Source organism: Vibrio amylolyticus (genome assembly GCF_023145695.1).
Classification (GTDB): Bacteria; Pseudomonadota; Gammaproteobacteria; order Enterobacterales; family Vibrionaceae; genus Vibrio; species Vibrio amylolyticus.
In genome coordinates, this window is record NZ_JAJHVV010000008.1 from 44,912 (window position 1) to 61,834 (window position 16,923).

A 16,923-nucleotide genomic window follows, 5' to 3' on the forward strand; every position below is an offset into this window, starting at 1 on the left:
CTAAAACCATATCTCACGAGAAAGTAATGTCACTCATATCGGCTCGTCTTCACATGACACTCTCAGTATACGACCTAAATCAAACCTTGGTTCTGCTCATCAAATCGATTGCCTTACCGCTTTCAACATATTTCGTTATCAACACCCACCAAAAGTCACTCTCAGACTAATTATGTGATGAACTTCTCAAGATACCCTGCTGTTACTCGCTAATATTGCCCCAACAGAATCAAAGCGATTCAACAAAATTGGTAATTTAGGAGCTATCCTTCCTTAAATACCGTCGATAACTTTGGAGAATGACAATGGCTACCCCTCATATTAATGCTAACCCAGGTGATTTTGCAGAAACAGTTTTGATGCCAGGCGACCCACTACGAGCAAAATACATTGCAGAAACATTTTTAGACGATGTTAAGCAAGTATGTGACGTACGAAATATGTTCGGTTACACAGGCACTTATCAAGGTAAAAAAGTCTCGGTAATGGGCCACGGTATGGGTATCCCTTCATGCTGTATCTATGTTCATGAGTTGATTGCTGAATACGGTGTGAAAAATGTGATTCGCGTGGGTAGCTGTGGTGCGGTGCGTGATGACGTTAAATTGATGGACGTTGTCATCGGTATGGGTGCTTCTACAGACTCTAAAGTAAACCGTATTCGTTTTAACAACCATGACTTCGCTGCGATTGCTGATTTCGGCCTTCTAGAAGAGTCGGTGAAACAAGCTCGCATCCAAGATGTACCTGTTAAAGTTGGTAATGTGTTTTCCGCAGATCTTTTCTACACACCAGAAGCTGACATTTTCGAGAAAATGGAAAAGCTAGGCATTCTAGGTGTTGATATGGAAGCCGCTGGTATCTACGGCGTTGCTGCTGACCTTGGTGCTAAAGCACTGACCATCTTAACGGTTTCGGATCATATCATCCGTGGTGAAAAGCTCAGCTCAGAAGATCGTCAAAAATCATTTAACGATATGATGAAGGTCGCACTAGAAACCGCAATAAATATCTAATTTCATCACATCATCGGCTATTGGGTTATCTCGATAGCCGTTTATTTCTCGAGGGGGTGATTGTGTCAGACGGCAAGCTACCAAAGGAAGCTGCAGGGTTACAACTCAACTTTTGTAAAACATTGGCGTGTGACAACTTTGGATTGAGCAACGCAGAACGTTATGTACTGCAACATACGAATCCTAAACGACCAGCGATGGTGTGCCGTGAGTGTGGCGCTTTCCCCCCCTTACTTAATAACCAAGAAGTTCTTAATGAGCTTCAACGTCTCCAGCACCTCCACAGTGAGGGGCTTCCCGCTTGTCGTAATGACGAGTGCGAAAATTTTGATCTCTCCGTACATACGCATAAACACCTTTATCATGCCTTCGGTTACAGTGGCGATCGCCAGCGTTATCGCTGTAAAGCCTGCCAATCCACCTTCGTCGATAAATGGTCTGGTGGAAATAAAAATCTCACTTTTCAAGAGAACCTTTTAGGGTTGCTGTTTATGAGTTATTCAGTAAGAGAAATCTGCCGAAAACTCTCAATTAACCCAAAAACGTTTTACGATCATGTTGATCATATTGCGAGTCGCTGCCGTCGAAAGCTTGCGATGATCGATGCTCGATGGATGAAGCATGGAGAGAGTTACCAACTCGCCTCGGATTACATGACCCTGCAACCAAACAGCAATAATGGTGTCTTTTGGATAGCGACAGGTGAAGCGAATACCGGCTATATCTTGTGTCAGCATGTTAATTACTCCGCACATGAAGAAGCAGACGGTTCCGCGGATCATGACCCTTACTCACTTCCTGCTCGGTTCGTTTCCAAGTTACACTCTTCAGAAGCAAATAGCAGCACAGACGCTCAAGCACAACCTCTTAGGACACGGATAGACAAAAAATACCAGACGATTCTAGCGAGAGGAAATGTCGAAGATCCTATGGGGAATTTAACAAGCTTTAAGTACCCATCGAAAGGAGCACTAATTCGAGCCCCCTACACGTCCTATGCCCATTATTTACACATCCTAGAACTTTGTGATGACAGTAAACGAATCAGCCTATTTATGCCCCAAGATCCTCTTTTACGGTCGGCAGCACTGAGTGTTTGCGTACCAAGAATTTCGAGTCAAAATGTTGACTTGATGTATGTCGAAGAAGATCATGGGTGGGAAAATGGCGCGACATTTAATAAAGTCGACATCGTACATATGGGGTGGTGGCGAGACCGTTGGGCAATCGCAAATCAGGAAGAACTCGCCAAAGGTATCTGTTACCTCGCGGGTGAGAAAACAGACCCAACCCATTGGTTACAAACCGCTTCTATTCAATACACTTCATTTTATCAACAGCGATTCCAAATCCTGTTCTCTACCTTTATCAATGAGCCAAGACGTAAGTTACGCCCTGGTGGCATTCTGCCCATGCTCGATATTTTTAGAGCGTGGCACAATTTATGCTACCAAGATAAACAGGGGAGAACCGCCGCTCAGAACCTTGGTATAGCCGAATCACCATTGACGCTAAGAGACTTATTATCCTAGGTATTCGTCGCCCTTTGTCCGTTTTCTAGAGAGGCGCGTGAACTACCCCGTAGTTTTCGTTATATAATAGTGAAGTAGTATATACTTGTGTAAGTTAGTTAGTGCTAAATAACTAAGAATTATTATAATCTTTTATAAAGGAACGAGCCTCAAACTCATTTAGGGATAAACTAGATTTGGACAAAACTCAGCACCTTCTGGAAGTTGAAATAGAACAGCTAAAAGCTCGAGTCGAATCCGAGCCAGAAAAGGTATTGGTGTCTGCTGAGCAGTGCCACATTCGAGCGACACAGACTCAGTTTCAAGAAGGCATCATACAAAGCCTGATCATCATGTCCCGATGCTCATGGTGTCTAATGGATTATCGCAAAGGGCTTAAATACATTAAAGAAGCCTTTAACTGCCAAAACGCTCTTGATACCGACGATTACCTCCCAGAGATTCTTCATGTACACGCCATGCAATTTTGGGGGCAAGCTAAATACTATTCCGCACAACAATATTGGATTAACGCGCTTGAGCAAGCGGCTTTGGTTGAAGAGGTTGAAATTCAAATCGAATGTCTCATTGGGCTTGGTAACGTTTGGCGTATTACTAATGAGTATAAACTGGCCTGTTCAACCCACGAACTGGCGGTAAAAGTCGCAAATAACATGCGCATCGACTGGTTAGAAGGTAAAGCGCGTATTCTTCTGGCTTGGGATCTCTATCTGCTAAACAACTTTATTGAAATGTTGACCGTACTTGATGGCGCGGAAGAAGTATTAAAAAACCACTACGATAAAACATGGAGTGCTGAGGTTTGGGACTTTAGAGGTTTGGCGTTACTCGGGCTTGAGCGTATCGACGACGCCGAACTTGCCACAAAAAAAGCCCATGACTTAGCGGTCAAAAATGACCTTGTTTGGATGAAAGCGCACTCCTACATTAGTCGAGCCCGATTAGAGCTTCTTAGAAAAAACCCAAATAAAGCATCAGAGCTTCTTATTGAAGCTGAATATTCTGCGGTTAAATTTGATAACGGCGAGCTTCTTTCACAAATTTGTTTCCAACAATCTTTAGTCGCCGAGCAGCAAGATGATTTTGAAAATGCATTTGTCGCGTTTAAAAAATACCGCAAATACTCACTCGAAATGCTCAGAGAACAAACGGCGCGTGTTGGCCTAGATAAGGCACGTACATCGAAACGACAACTAGAGCAACGAGCAAGAAAGCTGATTAATCGCATTCGCGGCCAACATGAATTTGATCCAGAAAAACACTTAACCAATATGGTGTCCGAAACCTATTGGTGGGAACAACTTGTTCTCTTTAAAACCGAGTTAAAACGCTCTAATCACGCCATTATCATTATTCAGCATAAAGAAAATGCCTACTTAGACGTATGCACACAGATTGCTCACTCCTTGTGTAATCATCAAGACCTTCTTTCTAGATTGAGTGGCGATAGAATAGCCCTCCTGCTCAGTGACAAAGACGATGTCGCAAAGCAAGTTTTTCAGATTTTAGCCAAAATGATCGAAATATACCCTTGGAGCCGTAAAGGGCTCAATAGCACCCTTCCAAAAGTGATCCTACAAGACATCCTTACTTTTCCATTCACGCTCGAGCAGCTGGAAGAGAGCCTAGATTCGGAGGAGTCCAATGGAATTATTAATTAATAAAATATCGGATTCCGGCCTAGATGCTTCCTCAGTATCTGGGGAAGAAGCGATTATTTTTTGGAACCATGTTCGGCAGCATATCGCTTCGACCAGCCAAGAGCGTGCGCAAACATACATAATCAGTGCTGAATATCGTTCTGAACTCAAACAGTTCCAAGCGTGTATCGATGAACTCAAATTGGCTCTAGGGCAACTTCAATTACCCGGCGATGCAGAAACTATACTATCGGTAAAAAATAGTCTCAGTGAGCATCTCGTTGATATCGGTGATTACTCGTCCGCACTATCTGAATACAGCTCCTCCTCAGCAATCGCTGTGGAACATGGTTTTATTGATGCGTATGCCCTTTCAATATTAGGGATGGGTAACTTATGTGATGCTTATGGCGACCATAATCGTGCGCTTCGCTATTACCAAAAGATTGATGGTATCGACCACGCTATTTCCAGTCGCTCATTGCGGTTAAGATATAAGCTTTATATGCTCTCGTGCTATATCGAGTTGGGGCGAATCGCTGCCGCTAACGATCTAATTAGAGAATGCGAAGAGCTCAGTATATTAGTGAGCAATAAAATCCTTGCGGGTCAGATTCACTTATATCAAGCAAAGCTTAACCGCCAGCAAGGCAACAGCCACGACGCGCTGCTTTCCATTTCCAATGTTCAATACAGTTCAGGTAACATCAATTCATCTTGGCTTTCTAGTATGGTCCGCCTTGAACTTGCATACTGTCTGGGCGACGTGAATAAACCTCAACTTGCAAAGTTAGTTCTTCACCATGTTAGTAAGCGGATCAAGCTCGATTCCGCACCTATTCTCTCTAAGCGCCTGTTTGATTCGTTAAGTGATATTTGTGAGATTCAGGGGGACTATAAACAGGCACTGCATTATCAGAAAAAAGGCTATCGGATAGAGTCGGACTTAATGAAGAACATCCCGATTACTGAACTTGGTGCGAGTCAATTACGCCGACTTTCTCGATATGAGTTGCAACTCAAACTTATTCTTTCTGAAATTGAGAATAAAGAGCTGAAAGAGACCACAGAAAATCAGAAAAACACCGTTAAAAAGCTCCAACAAGACGTCTTTACCGACCCTCTAACGGCTCTTCATAACCGACGTTGGTTAGATGTGAAGCTCAAAGATATGCTTCTCCATGAAACACCGTTCGCCTTAATGGTTATTGATATCGACCATTTCAAGTCCATTAACGATGAACTTAGCCATTTGGTCGGTGATAAAGCCATCGTTAACGTCTCTCATGAACTCTCAGCCTACTTCCGTTTTAGAGGCGCCTCGTGCGTACGTTTTGGCGGTGAAGAGTTCTTAGTGATCCTAGAAAAGGCCTCACTCGAGCAAGCAGAAATGCACGCGGAAAACTATCGAGAGCGGATTTTCCAATTTGGTTGGCAGGATATACTCGGTGAACGTGGTCTTACGGTAAGCGTGGGTATCACACTCCATCGCGAAGGCGAAAACACACAACGTACATTCTATCGCGCTGATAAAGCACTTTATCGTGCCAAAGCCAACGGTCGAAACCAAGTCTGTTGTGAATAATAAAGGGTCTATCGTAGACCCTCATCTTACATTCTATAAAAAGAACAACGATATTCCGAGCAACGCAAACAGAGTCCCAAATAAGCTCTGTTTGCTGATGGCTTCCCTCTTAATCGCATAAATGACGAGCATAAATAGTGGACTCGTCGCAATGAGTGTTTGCGCGATGGCTGGATTCGCGTGTTTCAAAGCAATCTGCTGTAACCATAAAGCCAAAAATGTACCGACGAAAATCGCACAAAATAACCACCAAAATGATCGATTGGTCATGGACTTTAGGTTTGACTTGATAGATTGAAAAGGCTTTTGTTCAACCCAGCCAATAATGAGTACGACGGCTAAAACACCAACCGATAGTCGAATTAATGCACCAAGCAAAGGCGGAAGGTTTCCTGCAACCAGAGCATAATGAGAAATCACGACCCCACTCGCCTGACATACACTCGCCACCAATCCGTAGCCAACCCCAGCTCGAGACACAGAGCCTGAATCTTTAGTCGGCTGAAACACCACAGAGGCCACCGCAATTGTTGTAATGACCACACCTAACCAAGCTTGTATCGATATGACTGTCCCTAAAAAAACCAAGGCGAGAACACCAGATAAAGGCGGAGCAAGCGATTCTAAAAGCAGCGTTTTGTTCGGCCCAATTCGTTTCAGAGCGGCAAAATACGCAGAATCCCCAATCGCAATACCAACAATACCTGAAATCGCTAAGATCCAAAGATACAAAGGCGTTAAGGTAAATTCAGGCATCGGCATCAATGGGAGAACTAGAAGCATCATTGCCGATGCTATTGTCCCTTTAACAATATTGAGCTGCATTGCCGAAAACTGATGACTAAATTGGCTATATATCCAAGTTGCTACTGCCCAAACTAGCGCCGCTGATAACGCAGCAAGCTCTCCATAAAACATCTTAATCTCCACTTTTCCCAATGCATGAGCACTATTTGCTCATAATCATGGAAACAATTGAAAAGGTCACTAACAACGCCCAAATTACTGAATTTTCTCTATACATTTAAATGGTAATTACATATCTTTTACATAATGCAGTAACTATTTGCATACGTTAGCATTTTTGACACAAGGAAGTACTTATGTTTCTCGATTATTTCGCCCTTGGCGTTCTTGTTTTTGTCGCCCTAGTTATCTTTTACGGCATCATTGTCATTCACGACATCCCTTACGAAATCGCGAAAGAACGCGAACACCCACATCAAGACGCGATTCATTACGCAGGTTGGGTTAGCCTATTTACGCTCCATGCTATCTGGCCATTTCTATGGATATGGGCAACATTATGGAGAAAAGAGCGAGGCTGGGGCTTTAGCAAGCTTGAAGCTGAACAGCACGATCTTCATCATCGTGTCGACAAGCTTATTGATCAGGTAGAAAAGCTACAAAATGAAGTTGCAGATCTAAAAATGCAATCGCTCGATATCGATGTTGATGCATCAGCACAACCTACGCAAAACAAGGAGGAAAAATAATGGATTTACTATTAATTCTAACTTACGCCGCCTTCTGTATTGCGATTTTTAAGATCTTTAACATCCCATTAAACAAATGGACGGTACCTACAGCCGTGCTTGGTGGGGTGGTATTAATTGGTACGCTCATATTATTAATGAACTATAACCATCCGTTTACTCAGATTGGTAATCAAGTTTATTCAACAACACCAGTCGTTTCAGGGGTTCGAGGCCGAGTAATAGAAGTACCCGTCATACCGAATCAACCGCTAAAACAAGGGGACGTGTTATTTAAGATTGATCCAATTCCATTCGAAGCTGAAGTTGCAAAAATTCGCGCTAAAGTGAAAGAAGCAAGCCAAGACGCTTTAGGCTTAGAATCTGGTGTTTCAGAAGCTCAATCAGAGCGATTTAAAGCTATCGCTGAACGAGATAAAGCGCAGCGTGAATATGATCGTTATCAGAGAGGTTTTGATAAAGGCGCATTTACAGAGCAGCAACTTGATACAAGACGCCAAGCGTTTAAAGCAAGTCAAGCCGCGTTAGAAGTTGCAGAAGCTCAGGTAGAACAAGCAAAGATCTCTCTTAATTCAGAGATCGGTGGAGAAAATACTGCCGTTGCAAGTTTACTCGCCGACCTTCGAAAAGCTGAATTCAACCTTGAACAAACAGTTGTGACCGCGCCTACCGATGGTTACGCCACTCAACTCGCACTAAGGCCCGGTGTGATGGCGGTTCCTTTACCATTAGCACCAGTCATGACGTTTGTGCACTCTGAAGAAAAGATCTATACCGCTGCATTTCGTCAGAACTCACTTCAACGCTTACAACCGGGTCATGAAGCTGAGTTTCTTTTCAGGGCACTCCCTGGGCGTGTGTTTAAGGGTGAGGTAATAGAAGTGCTTCCTGCTATTGGTGAAGGCCAATTCCAAGCGAGAGGCGCTCTACTCGGTACAGAAGCTCTGCGCACCAATGGCCGCGTACTGGTATCATTGCGTATTACCGATGACTTATCTGATTATCATTTACCAATGGGTACAGCAGTAGAAGTGGCGGTTTACTCTGAAAGTTTTACTCACGTATCGATTATGCGTAAAGTTTTGATTCGTATGAAGAGTTGGCAGAATTATCTATACTTAGATCATTAACCTGTTTCGATTTTTTAACATCAACGACTTGCGAGCATCAATATGATGCTCGCTTGCTTTAGACAAAAGGCTACGAGAGAGGGTTACCTTTGAACACGTCAAAACTGTCTACTTCAGCGCTTGCCAAAGTTCGAGAAATGGACGCTAAATCCCTCTTTTCTGACTTAAAAAAAGCAGGCTATATTAATCGCTATGAAGAGAAGTGGGTTCTCACCCAGCTAGGCAGCAAGTTTGGTGGTGAATATTTTGAACACCCTAAATTTGGCATCTATATTGTTTGGCCTGAAAAGCTACTCATTGACATAGACCGCTATAGCGGAGAGCTGCTCTCAGCGACAGATATTGGTGGTAAGTTCAACCTCAATGCAAAGAAGATCAACCAGCTACTTAGCGAGCTTGGTTGGATCACGAAAAATGCTCAAGGCTGGAAGTTAACCCATACAGGGGCTGCAGTTGGAGGTGTCCAAAAAGAGAATCCATCGTCTGAGCAGTTCTTTACGTTATGGCACGATTCCATCATTAAAAACAAACACCTCAAACAATCTGTTATTGAATTTCTTGGTCAAGATGCTGCCGAGCATTCTACCGATAAATCTATTTTTAATTTCCGACAAAAGTTTGAAGCAAAACATCGAACCTTAGACGGGCATTATGTTTGTTCCGTGGGTGAGCTACGTATCGATAATTGGCTCTATATGAATGGTATTCCCCACGCGTACCAACGACTGTTACCGATAGAAGCAACCGTTCTCAGCGGCTTTTACCTACCTACAGGTAACGTTTACCTGCAATACTGGGGAGGAGACATTGAAAACCCTAATAGTGAGCTTATCGCTTCAATTAAAAAACACTATCAACAAAATAACCTCAACTTAATCGAAATATTTCCAAAAGAAAGTGAACAACTAGATGACATATTGCCGAAAAGGTTGAGAGAGTTTGGGGTTAAAGGCTATTAAGGAAAACGTAGCAAGTCGCAATCCAATTAAAAGCACTTAATGTAGATGTAGACCAACTTAATTAGTCAAAACCACAATTGATGAGCTAAACAGTGACGATACCTATCGCGGATAACTAGAGGTTCCTTCATAGAGTGCTCACCAAAACTAAGTACATTCAATCTCAATAGGCGCGACTAATTAACTCAAACACCGTCACTATAATCGCTCTATACTCTAGCGATAAGAAGAATACTTAGCCGCAGCCGCTTCTTCTTTTGGTACAATCGTTTTTCCAATTGGCGCAAGAGAAATCAACGCCAACTTCAAATGCTGAAGGGCAAATGGAATACCAATAATCGTAATAAAGCAGGCCACTGCCGACATAATATGGCCGATAGCAAGCCAAACACCTGCTAGTAAGAACCAGATAACATTTCCGATTAAACCAAATGGTCCGGTACCGATATCAACTTCATTTCCAAGCTCATCTCTGGCGATCGCTTCTTGGCCAAATGGAAAGAACGAAAAATTACCCATCACAAAACAGGCTCGTCCCCACGGAATCCCGATGATACTAATAAACGCTAGCAAGCCAAACATCCACCACATCAGCCCCATAAACACGCCGCCAAATAAAAACCAAATAATATTACCTAATGTACGCATGTTTACTCCTTTAAATAAACTTGTTCATAGTGTTCTACCGTTGGGAAAGGGTCATAAAAATGATGCAATAACACTTTCCATTCTTGATACTGCTTCGAGCCTCTAAACCCTTCTGTGTGCGCTTCCAATGTTTGCCACTGCACGATTAAAATATAGCGGCTTGAGTTTTCAATACACCGTTGTAGCTGATGTTCAATATACCCATCCATACTTGAAATAATGCTCTGTGCTTTCTTAAAAGCAGGCTCAAATTCACCGACTAAATCTGGTTTAACATCTAATATTGCGACTTCCGTAATCATAATTCTCGCTTCCTTAACTCAACATGAACTCAATCTTTAGAATGCTTGCCACACGGCGGTAACCCCACTAACCGAACACAACAGCAACGCACCTATTCGTATTTTCTCTTTCGGTAACGATTGTGTCGTGGCTAATGCGAGTCTATACCCAAGCCAAGCGGCAGGAATAAGGGGAACGGTAATCCACAGATGGTGGCTGTTTAAAAACCCTGCGGGGATCTGAATAATCAATGAGATGACCGAACTGAATACAAAAAACGCAGATAAGTTTCCACGTAATTGAGCTGCCTCTTGATGCTGAAGTAGTAATGCCATCGGTGGACCACCAATGCCAGCACTGGTACCAAATAAACCTGAAAAGAACCCTGCGACACCCATTCGCATTGGTGTTGGCTCTAGGCGATACGGTAAAGAGCTCACTACCACAGCAAATAAGACGAGGATACCTAGCCAAAGTGCTAACGTATCAGTAGAAACTAAAACTAATAAAAAGCCCCCTGCTACCGAGCCAGGAACTCGACCAATCAACGCGGTTTTCAAGCCACCAATCGAAACACTCGTTCTGTGCTTCATGGCATTAAGAATGGATATGTACAACCCGACCAAACAAATAGGGGCAGGAACATAATCTGGCGAGATCATAAATAGCAGTGGCGCGGCAACAATGGCAAGTCCAAAACCAATGGCAGTTTGGACAAATGATCCTAGAAAGATCAGAAACATTGCAATCAATGCGGGGGTGGTGAGCCATTCAGACAAGACTTTGATCCTTAGAACTGTTCGTATGACCCCATCATAAGCTATCTATTTGAAAAATGAATGAATAAAGGAAAGAAATTAACAACAAAAAAACGAAGGGTTCGTCGCCTTTCTGGTAGTTGGACAACCACCAAATTTAATGCTTCAGAAGGCAATAGAGCCCGAACCAATTATTACTGAGGTACTAAACTCAAAGTTGAACATAATTAAGTCAGCGCAGAGCTGGCTGACTCAGTAATTAAAAAGACGAGAGACAAACTTTAGCTATTCAGTCTATGATGCACTTATTAACGTTAGTTCGTTTTAGATACAGCGTGTTGTTCAACAATGAACGCGATTGCCTCTTCATTTAAGCAAGATTTACTCACGTATTGTCGCTGTTTACCCATATGAAAGATAAACCCTAAATCGCTTTGTTGAACTTGGTCAATTTCACTCCAGGCGATGCTACGGGTATTTTTAAGGTTTTTATAGCTCACACCATTAGAGTCAACCTGAAACACCACTTTGCTGCCCGTACTCAAACTGAGCGTTTGTCGCCACAGCCACCAGGTTCTCTTAAATTTTATACTGAACGCTTCGATAATACTCAATACGATGAAGAACCAGCCAACGTGACCACTGGGTAATAACTCAAATAATACGAGAACTACACCGAAAAGAAGAAATAGCATTCCTTTTAAATAGGCTTTGGGAAATTCCGTAGGTAGGCTTGTTTGATCATAACATTCCGCATAAAAGCGTTTGTCGATGGTATATTCTGTTGTGAAATCAAAGTCTTTAGACATAGGTGGCTACTGTAACGTTTCCTGTGAATGAGTATCATACGCTGCGATATTGCAACGGGCGTATTGTACCGCTACTCGGTGCTTTTCTTTAACTCTTTTAGCCTTCTTTTTGTATCAAAAAGCACCGACAAACTTTACTCTTCAAATGAATCTGCATACCCTTTTGGCGGCGGTGTCCATCCACGTTCCGCTTTGGTATGTTTATCGCTTCTATCCACCTGCATCTCTTTTGCCATGTACTGCTCAAGGTGCATAAATAGGTCTCGATAGTTATTGTCGAAACGTTCTCCTTCTGAATCATCTTTCCAAGCATCGTAGAGAAGGTCAGATTTTTTCTGTTCGACCCGTTTATAAGTGACTTTCTGTTGCTCAACGTAGAAAGGATGTAGCCCCATCACTTTCATTACCTGCCCGCCCGACTCTAGGGCTGAATGATACGTTTCTAACTCAATGTAATCGGCACCCGCTTGGCGTAATCGATACCCGTGTCCTCGGTCAAAGGCACGTGCGATAATCGATATGTGCGGATAAGTGTGTTTAACGTATTTCACTAACTCAACACTACTTTCAGGATTATCCAACCCAATCACAATGACTTTGGCCTCTTCAATACCTGCCGTGTGGAGTAAATCAGGCCGTGTCGCATCACCATAATACGCTTTCGTTCCTATGCGCCTAACCACATCCACTTGATTTGCCTGATGGTCTAGCACCACTGTTTTTATGTTATTAGAAACGAGCAATCGGTTTACAATTTGACCAAAACGGCCAATCCCAACAATGATCACTGTCCCTGACTCTTCTATCGTATCGGCCTCTCTCTCATTCGATTTGTCTTGGTATTTTGGCAAAATCACCTTATCAAAAAGAATGAATAGCGCAGGCGTGAAAAACATCGATAGCGCAACAACCAAAGAGAGCGTCTGCGCTAACTCAGTCGGTAGTACGTGGTTTTGAACCGAGAAACCAAGCAATACAAAACCGAACTCCCCAGCCTGCGCGAGGCTTAATGCAAATAACCAAAGATCACTGCCCTTTACTTTAAATATAAGGCCGAGTACGAACAAAATGACGCCTTTTAGCAGCATGACGCCAACAGTTAAGCTCATGATCAAAAAGAACTGTTCAAAGAGTGTTGAGAACTGAATGCCCGCGCCGACGGTAATAAAAAACAACCCCAATAAAAGACCTTTAAATGGATCAATATTGGATTCAAGCTCATGCCTAAACTCACTGTTCGCCAATACCACACCCGCTAAAAACGTGCCCAAGGCTGGAGAGAGCCCCACTAGACTCATTAATGCCGCGATACCCACAACAAGCATTAACGCCGTTGCCGTAAAGATCTCTCTTAAGCCTGAGCTTGCGACGAAGCGAAATAGAGGTCGACTTAAATAGTGCCCACCAACCACAACTGAGGCGATTGATGCCATAATCACTAACCCGTAAGCCCAACCAGGAAGCCCGACGACAAGGCTTAGTTCCTCATGGTGCTGAGATGCATCAGCAGCCGCATTTTGAGCACTTTCAACAAGCTCAGGAAGCGCAAGCAATGGAATGAAAGCGAGCATAGGTATTACGGCGATATCTTGGAATAGAAGAACAGAAAAGGCATTTTTTCCACCCTCTGTTTTATTCAACCCTTTCTCATTAAAGGTTTGTAGAACAATGGCGGTCGATGACAACGCAAAGATCAAACCCACCGTAAGAGCTAAACTCCAAACCAAACCAAACAGCAACGCAATCGCCATAACCGCCGCAGTGGTGCCAACAACTTGTAAACCACCAAGCCCCATGAGTCGATTACGCATCGCCCAGAGCATTTTCGGCTCTAATTCTAGACCAACAAGAAACAGCATCATGACGACACCAAACTCGGCAAAGTGCTGAATAGTGGTTGTTTCTTCCCCTACAAGCCCAATGACAGGGCCAATAATAACACCAGCAATAAGGTAGCCAAGTACTGAGCCAAGACCTAAACGCTTAGCAATAGGTACAGCAATAACAGCGGCAATAAGATAGATAAACGCTTGTAAAAATAGACTAGTCATTGTGCGTCTCCCTAATCTTAATTCCTGAATTCAGCTCACTCGAATTTAATTCATCCGAAATCAATTCATCTAGAATATGAGTTAACTTTTCAGCACTGGCGGCCTTGTCTAAGTCGACCTTATTTTCGACCAAACCAGTAAGAAGCGAAGACCAACGTTCAACATGTTCTTGAATTCGATTCTCTTCCAGTGCGGTACGAGAGCCAAACAGTGCAAATGGCGCTAGGTAACGCATACCTGTTAAATAAGCCGTTTGTTCCAAAGGTTGGAGAAGTTGGCGAATCGTAAAGTGGTTATAGCCTTCACTTTGATACGCATCTTCTTTACCACCCGCGGTTATGGCGCAGAAAAATACTTTGTCTTTTAATGAGTCACCGTCTTGGCCATAAGCAAAACCATATTCAAGCACTAAGTCTTGCCACTCTTTTAATAATGCAGGCGTTGAATACCAGTAAAGGGGGAATTGGAAAATAACAACATCGTGATCTAGAAGTCGCTGTTGTTCATTATCAATATTGATATTAAACGTTGGATAGAGCCCATAAAGGTCAATTGCAGTCACATTGGGAATTGAAACCGCCGCTTCAAACAGTAGTTGATTCACTTCTGAACGATGCTGTGACGGGTGCGCATACAAGACTAAGACTTTTTTCTTTTCCATGTTGCCTCTAAAGGTATTAACTGCATGAATAAACTAATCATAACCCATTAATATTAAAAAGCATCTTCACTAGATTTTTATTCGTTGAGTGGGCATCGTTAAGAACAAAAAGCCCATCATAAAAAGTGATGGGCTTTAGTATTTACGCTATCAATTAACTCTAATTCTGCATCGCAAGTCGAGCGACAGGCTTATCGTTTATTGGTAAATGTATTAAGGCGGCAGCAAACGCAAGTATGACGGTTGACCACCAAATCGGATCGTATGATCCATAATGGTCATAAATTCGGCCACCAACCCACGCCCCGAGAAAACTTCCCACTTGGTGAGTAAAGAATACAAGACCGTAAAGCGTTGAAAGGTAACGGGCTCCAAATATCTGACGAACAAGGCCAGACGTTAATGGCACCGTACCTAGCCAGCAAAAGCCAATGGCTGCACCGAAAATTGCCGCGGTCTGCTCTGTAACAGGCAGCGTGACAAATGCACCGATAACCAGGGTACGTACAAAATAGAGAGCTGACATAACATGGCGCTTATTAAAACGATCACCCATGACACCCCAAAAATAGGAACCGAATATATTAAATATGCCAACATACGCCAACGCCATCGCAGCACTGGAAGCGGGTAAACTTTTGTCCGCTAAGTAGCTTGGTAGGTGAGTAGCAATAAACATCACATGGAAGCCACAGACAAAAAATCCAGCGTGAATAAGCCAATAGCCTTTGTGAGCAAACGCTTCACTTAATGCTTGTTTTAGTGTTTGTGAATCGTCGAGAGCTTGCTTTGATTGTTCAGATGACTTGGACGATTTCATAAACATTGCAAAGGCAATCATCGCCGTACACAGCAGTGCAAATGCTTGTAATGCACCTTGCCAATCAAAGTGAGTCATCAAGGTTTGTGCACCAGGGATCATTGCAAACATACCAAATGATCCTGCCGCAGTGGTTAAACCAAATGCTTTAGCAGTGTGCTGCGCAGGTACTACTTTCGCAACAGCGCCTAACACAATCACATAGCTCGTTGCGCTTAATCCAAGGCCAACTAGAACACCGAGTGATAAGTACAGCATGCTTGGCTCTACCGCTATCGATGTCAGATAAAGTCCTGCAGCATAAGAGATCGCACCCAGTATTATGATTCGTTTTGCGCCCCATTTATCCGCGGCCATACCAACGAAAGGTTGGAAAACACCAAATAGCAAGTTTTGAAGGGCGATAGCGAAGCTAAAGAACTCACGACCCGTACCAAAGTACTCTGAAATCGGCATCATAAAAATGCCGAACGACTGTCTGATCCCTAGACAAACGATTAAAATGCCAATTCCTAGCCAAACTAAAAGTGGAAAACGAAAGATACTCATACAATATTCTTAGTTAAGGTGTTCTTATTTAAAATAATAATTAATGGTGTTGAGAATGATCCATCTCACCCATGTGTTGGTGACATCCGCTATTAACCGCCTGCTCTGCCAATAGCGTTATTAGTGTTGGCGAGTTATGTACAACAACGAGAGACAGTCCGAGCAACAGCATCATTCGAGTCAGTTGGGCGACTATCGATTGTGACGACCACAGAGTTTTAAAACGCATAGGCTTTTGTCTTTCACCTGTTGAAAAGAGCGCGAAGTGTAGTGATAAAGACTTAATGACTCAAATGACATTTGGTCACAACTACTATGCGTTTTTCGCATAGTAGTTAGTGTATCGAGTTAAGAAACCGCTACGACTTGCGCCATTCCATCGCTACTTCAATCGCTTGATTCAACAAAGGCCAGTTAAGAAGGCTTTGCTGATACTCACCCGCTTTACCATTAAACGTGATTCCATAGCTTTGAAGTCTGAAAGCAAGAATAGAGTAGAAAGCATCAACAGCACCTGCGTGTTGATACATAAACGGTTGCTGAGCCTGTTCGAAAATGGACTCAACTCGTTTAATTTCAACGTTAAGATCGCTAGCTAGTTCAGCTAACGGTTCGACGGGATCCAGTGAAAAAGGACACTGCTGCCTAAGTTGAAAAAATCCAGAGTGAAGCTCTGAACATAGGCTTCTGGCTTCGGCTCGTTGTAATTCGTCCGTTGGGAAAAGGGCGCCGGAACTCTGTTCATTAAAGAATTCAATAATCGCAAGAGAGTCGTGAATAACAGACTCGCCCACGTTTAAAGCAGGAACCAACCCTGAAGGGCTATAACTAAGTAGCGTTTGTTTATAATCAGGTTTAGTCAGGTCAATAATAAGTTCGTTGACCTCCACCTTAGCGATTTTTGCACAAAGCCACGCTCTTAACGACCAGGTAGAGTCTCTTCCTACAATGAGTTCCATCTTATTCTCCATATTCATTTTATCCTTA

At 43.0% G+C, this 16,923-nt stretch carries 17 protein-coding genes; 7 read left to right on the forward strand and 10 right to left on the reverse strand.

Annotation, left to right across the window (positions count from 1 at the left end; all coding sequences use genetic code 11):
* Positions 1 to 305: 305 nt before the first annotated feature.
* The 4 genes from deoD (at position 306) to KP803_RS13560 (ending at position 5,773) form a co-directional block, all read left to right on the forward strand.
* Entirely contained in the window at positions 306 to 1,016 is a 711-nt protein-coding gene (deoD, locus tag KP803_RS13545) for a purine-nucleoside phosphorylase (RefSeq protein ID WP_248009380.1), read from the forward strand.
* Between the two features lie 62 nt (positions 1,017 to 1,078).
* Positions 1,079 to 2,548 carry a lactate dehydrogenase gene (locus KP803_RS13550; protein WP_248009381.1) on the forward strand — a complete coding sequence of 490 codons (1,470 nt, stop codon included), beginning with the start codon at positions 1,079 to 1,081 and terminating at the stop codon, positions 2,546 to 2,548.
* A gap of 176 nt (positions 2,549 to 2,724) precedes the next feature.
* Complete coding sequence (locus KP803_RS13555) at positions 2,725 to 4,209, forward strand: hypothetical protein (RefSeq protein ID WP_248009382.1); 1,485 nt, start codon at positions 2,725 to 2,727, stop codon at positions 4,207 to 4,209.
* Positions 4,193 to 5,773 carry a GGDEF domain-containing protein gene (locus KP803_RS13560; RefSeq protein WP_248009383.1) on the forward strand — a complete coding sequence of 527 codons (1,581 nt, stop codon included), beginning with the start codon at positions 4,193 to 4,195 and terminating at the stop codon, positions 5,771 to 5,773. The genes KP803_RS13555 and KP803_RS13560 overlap by 17 nt, the downstream gene beginning before the upstream one ends.
* Positions 5,774 to 5,806: 33 nt before the next feature.
* Here the strand turns inward: KP803_RS13560 and KP803_RS13565 are convergent, their stop codons facing one another.
* A complete protein-coding gene (locus tag KP803_RS13565) occupies positions 5,807 to 6,691 on the reverse strand; it encodes a DMT family transporter (RefSeq protein ID WP_248009384.1) in 885 nt (294 codons plus the stop codon).
* 185 nt (positions 6,692 to 6,876) lie between these two features.
* Between KP803_RS13565 and KP803_RS13570 the strand changes: the two genes are divergently transcribed.
* The 3 genes from KP803_RS13570 (at position 6,877) to KP803_RS13580 (ending at position 9,358) form a co-directional block, all read left to right on the forward strand.
* Positions 6,877 to 7,269, forward strand: a complete 393-nt coding sequence (locus KP803_RS13570) for a DUF3302 domain-containing protein (RefSeq protein ID WP_248009385.1) — start codon at positions 6,877 to 6,879, stop codon at positions 7,267 to 7,269.
* A complete protein-coding gene (locus KP803_RS13575) occupies positions 7,269 to 8,399 on the forward strand; it encodes an HlyD family secretion protein (protein ID WP_248009386.1) in 1,131 nt (376 codons plus the stop codon). Before KP803_RS13570 ends, KP803_RS13575 begins: the two co-directional genes overlap by 1 nt.
* Before the next feature lie 89 nt (positions 8,400 to 8,488).
* Complete coding sequence (locus tag KP803_RS13580) at positions 8,489 to 9,358, forward strand: glycerol kinase (RefSeq protein ID WP_248009387.1); 870 nt, start codon at positions 8,489 to 8,491, stop codon at positions 9,356 to 9,358.
* Positions 9,359 to 9,574: 216 nt separating this feature from the next.
* Here KP803_RS13580 and KP803_RS13585 read toward each other — a convergent pair whose 3' ends face one another.
* The 9 genes from KP803_RS13585 to KP803_RS13625 all read right to left on the reverse strand — a co-directional run bounded on the left by KP803_RS13585 (position 9,575) and on the right by KP803_RS13625 (position 16,895).
* Positions 9,575 to 10,006, reverse strand: coding sequence for a YccF domain-containing protein (locus tag KP803_RS13585; protein WP_248009388.1), 432 nt, complete (start codon positions 10,004 to 10,006; stop codon positions 9,575 to 9,577).
* Between the two features lie 2 nt (positions 10,007 to 10,008).
* Positions 10,009 to 10,308 carry an antibiotic biosynthesis monooxygenase family protein gene (locus KP803_RS13590; RefSeq protein WP_248009389.1) on the reverse strand — a complete coding sequence of 100 codons (300 nt, stop codon included), beginning with the start codon at positions 10,306 to 10,308 and terminating at the stop codon, positions 10,009 to 10,011.
* A 36-nt stretch (positions 10,309 to 10,344) separates the two neighbouring features.
* A complete protein-coding gene (locus KP803_RS13595) occupies positions 10,345 to 11,031 on the reverse strand; it encodes a sulfite exporter TauE/SafE family protein (protein WP_248009587.1) in 687 nt (228 codons plus the stop codon).
* A 329-nt stretch (positions 11,032 to 11,360) separates the two neighbouring features.
* Positions 11,361 to 11,855 (reverse strand): YcxB family protein, encoded by a 495-nt coding sequence (locus tag KP803_RS13600; RefSeq protein ID WP_248009390.1) that lies wholly within the window; start codon positions 11,853 to 11,855, stop codon positions 11,361 to 11,363.
* A 134-nt stretch (positions 11,856 to 11,989) separates the two neighbouring features.
* The gene (locus KP803_RS13605; RefSeq protein ID WP_248009391.1) at positions 11,990 to 13,906 is read right to left on the reverse strand and encodes a monovalent cation:proton antiporter-2 (CPA2) family protein; all 1,917 of its coding nucleotides are present in this window, start codon (positions 13,904 to 13,906) and stop codon (positions 11,990 to 11,992) included.
* Positions 13,899 to 14,567, reverse strand: coding sequence for an NAD(P)H-dependent oxidoreductase (locus KP803_RS13610; RefSeq protein ID WP_248009392.1), 669 nt, complete (start codon positions 14,565 to 14,567; stop codon positions 13,899 to 13,901). The genes KP803_RS13605 and KP803_RS13610 overlap by 8 nt, the downstream gene beginning before the upstream one ends.
* A 160-nt stretch (positions 14,568 to 14,727) precedes the next feature.
* Positions 14,728 to 15,936, reverse strand: coding sequence for an MFS transporter (locus KP803_RS13615; protein ID WP_248009393.1), 1,209 nt, complete (start codon positions 15,934 to 15,936; stop codon positions 14,728 to 14,730).
* 40 nt (positions 15,937 to 15,976) lie between these two features.
* Positions 15,977 to 16,165, reverse strand: coding sequence for a hypothetical protein (locus KP803_RS13620; RefSeq protein WP_248009394.1), 189 nt, complete (start codon positions 16,163 to 16,165; stop codon positions 15,977 to 15,979).
* 130 nt (positions 16,166 to 16,295) lie between these two features.
* Positions 16,296 to 16,895: a glutathione S-transferase N-terminal domain-containing protein gene (locus KP803_RS13625; RefSeq protein WP_248009395.1), complete on the reverse strand. Its 600-nt coding sequence runs from the start codon at positions 16,893 to 16,895 to the stop codon at positions 16,296 to 16,298.
* Positions 16,896 to 16,923: the final 28 nt, after the last annotated feature.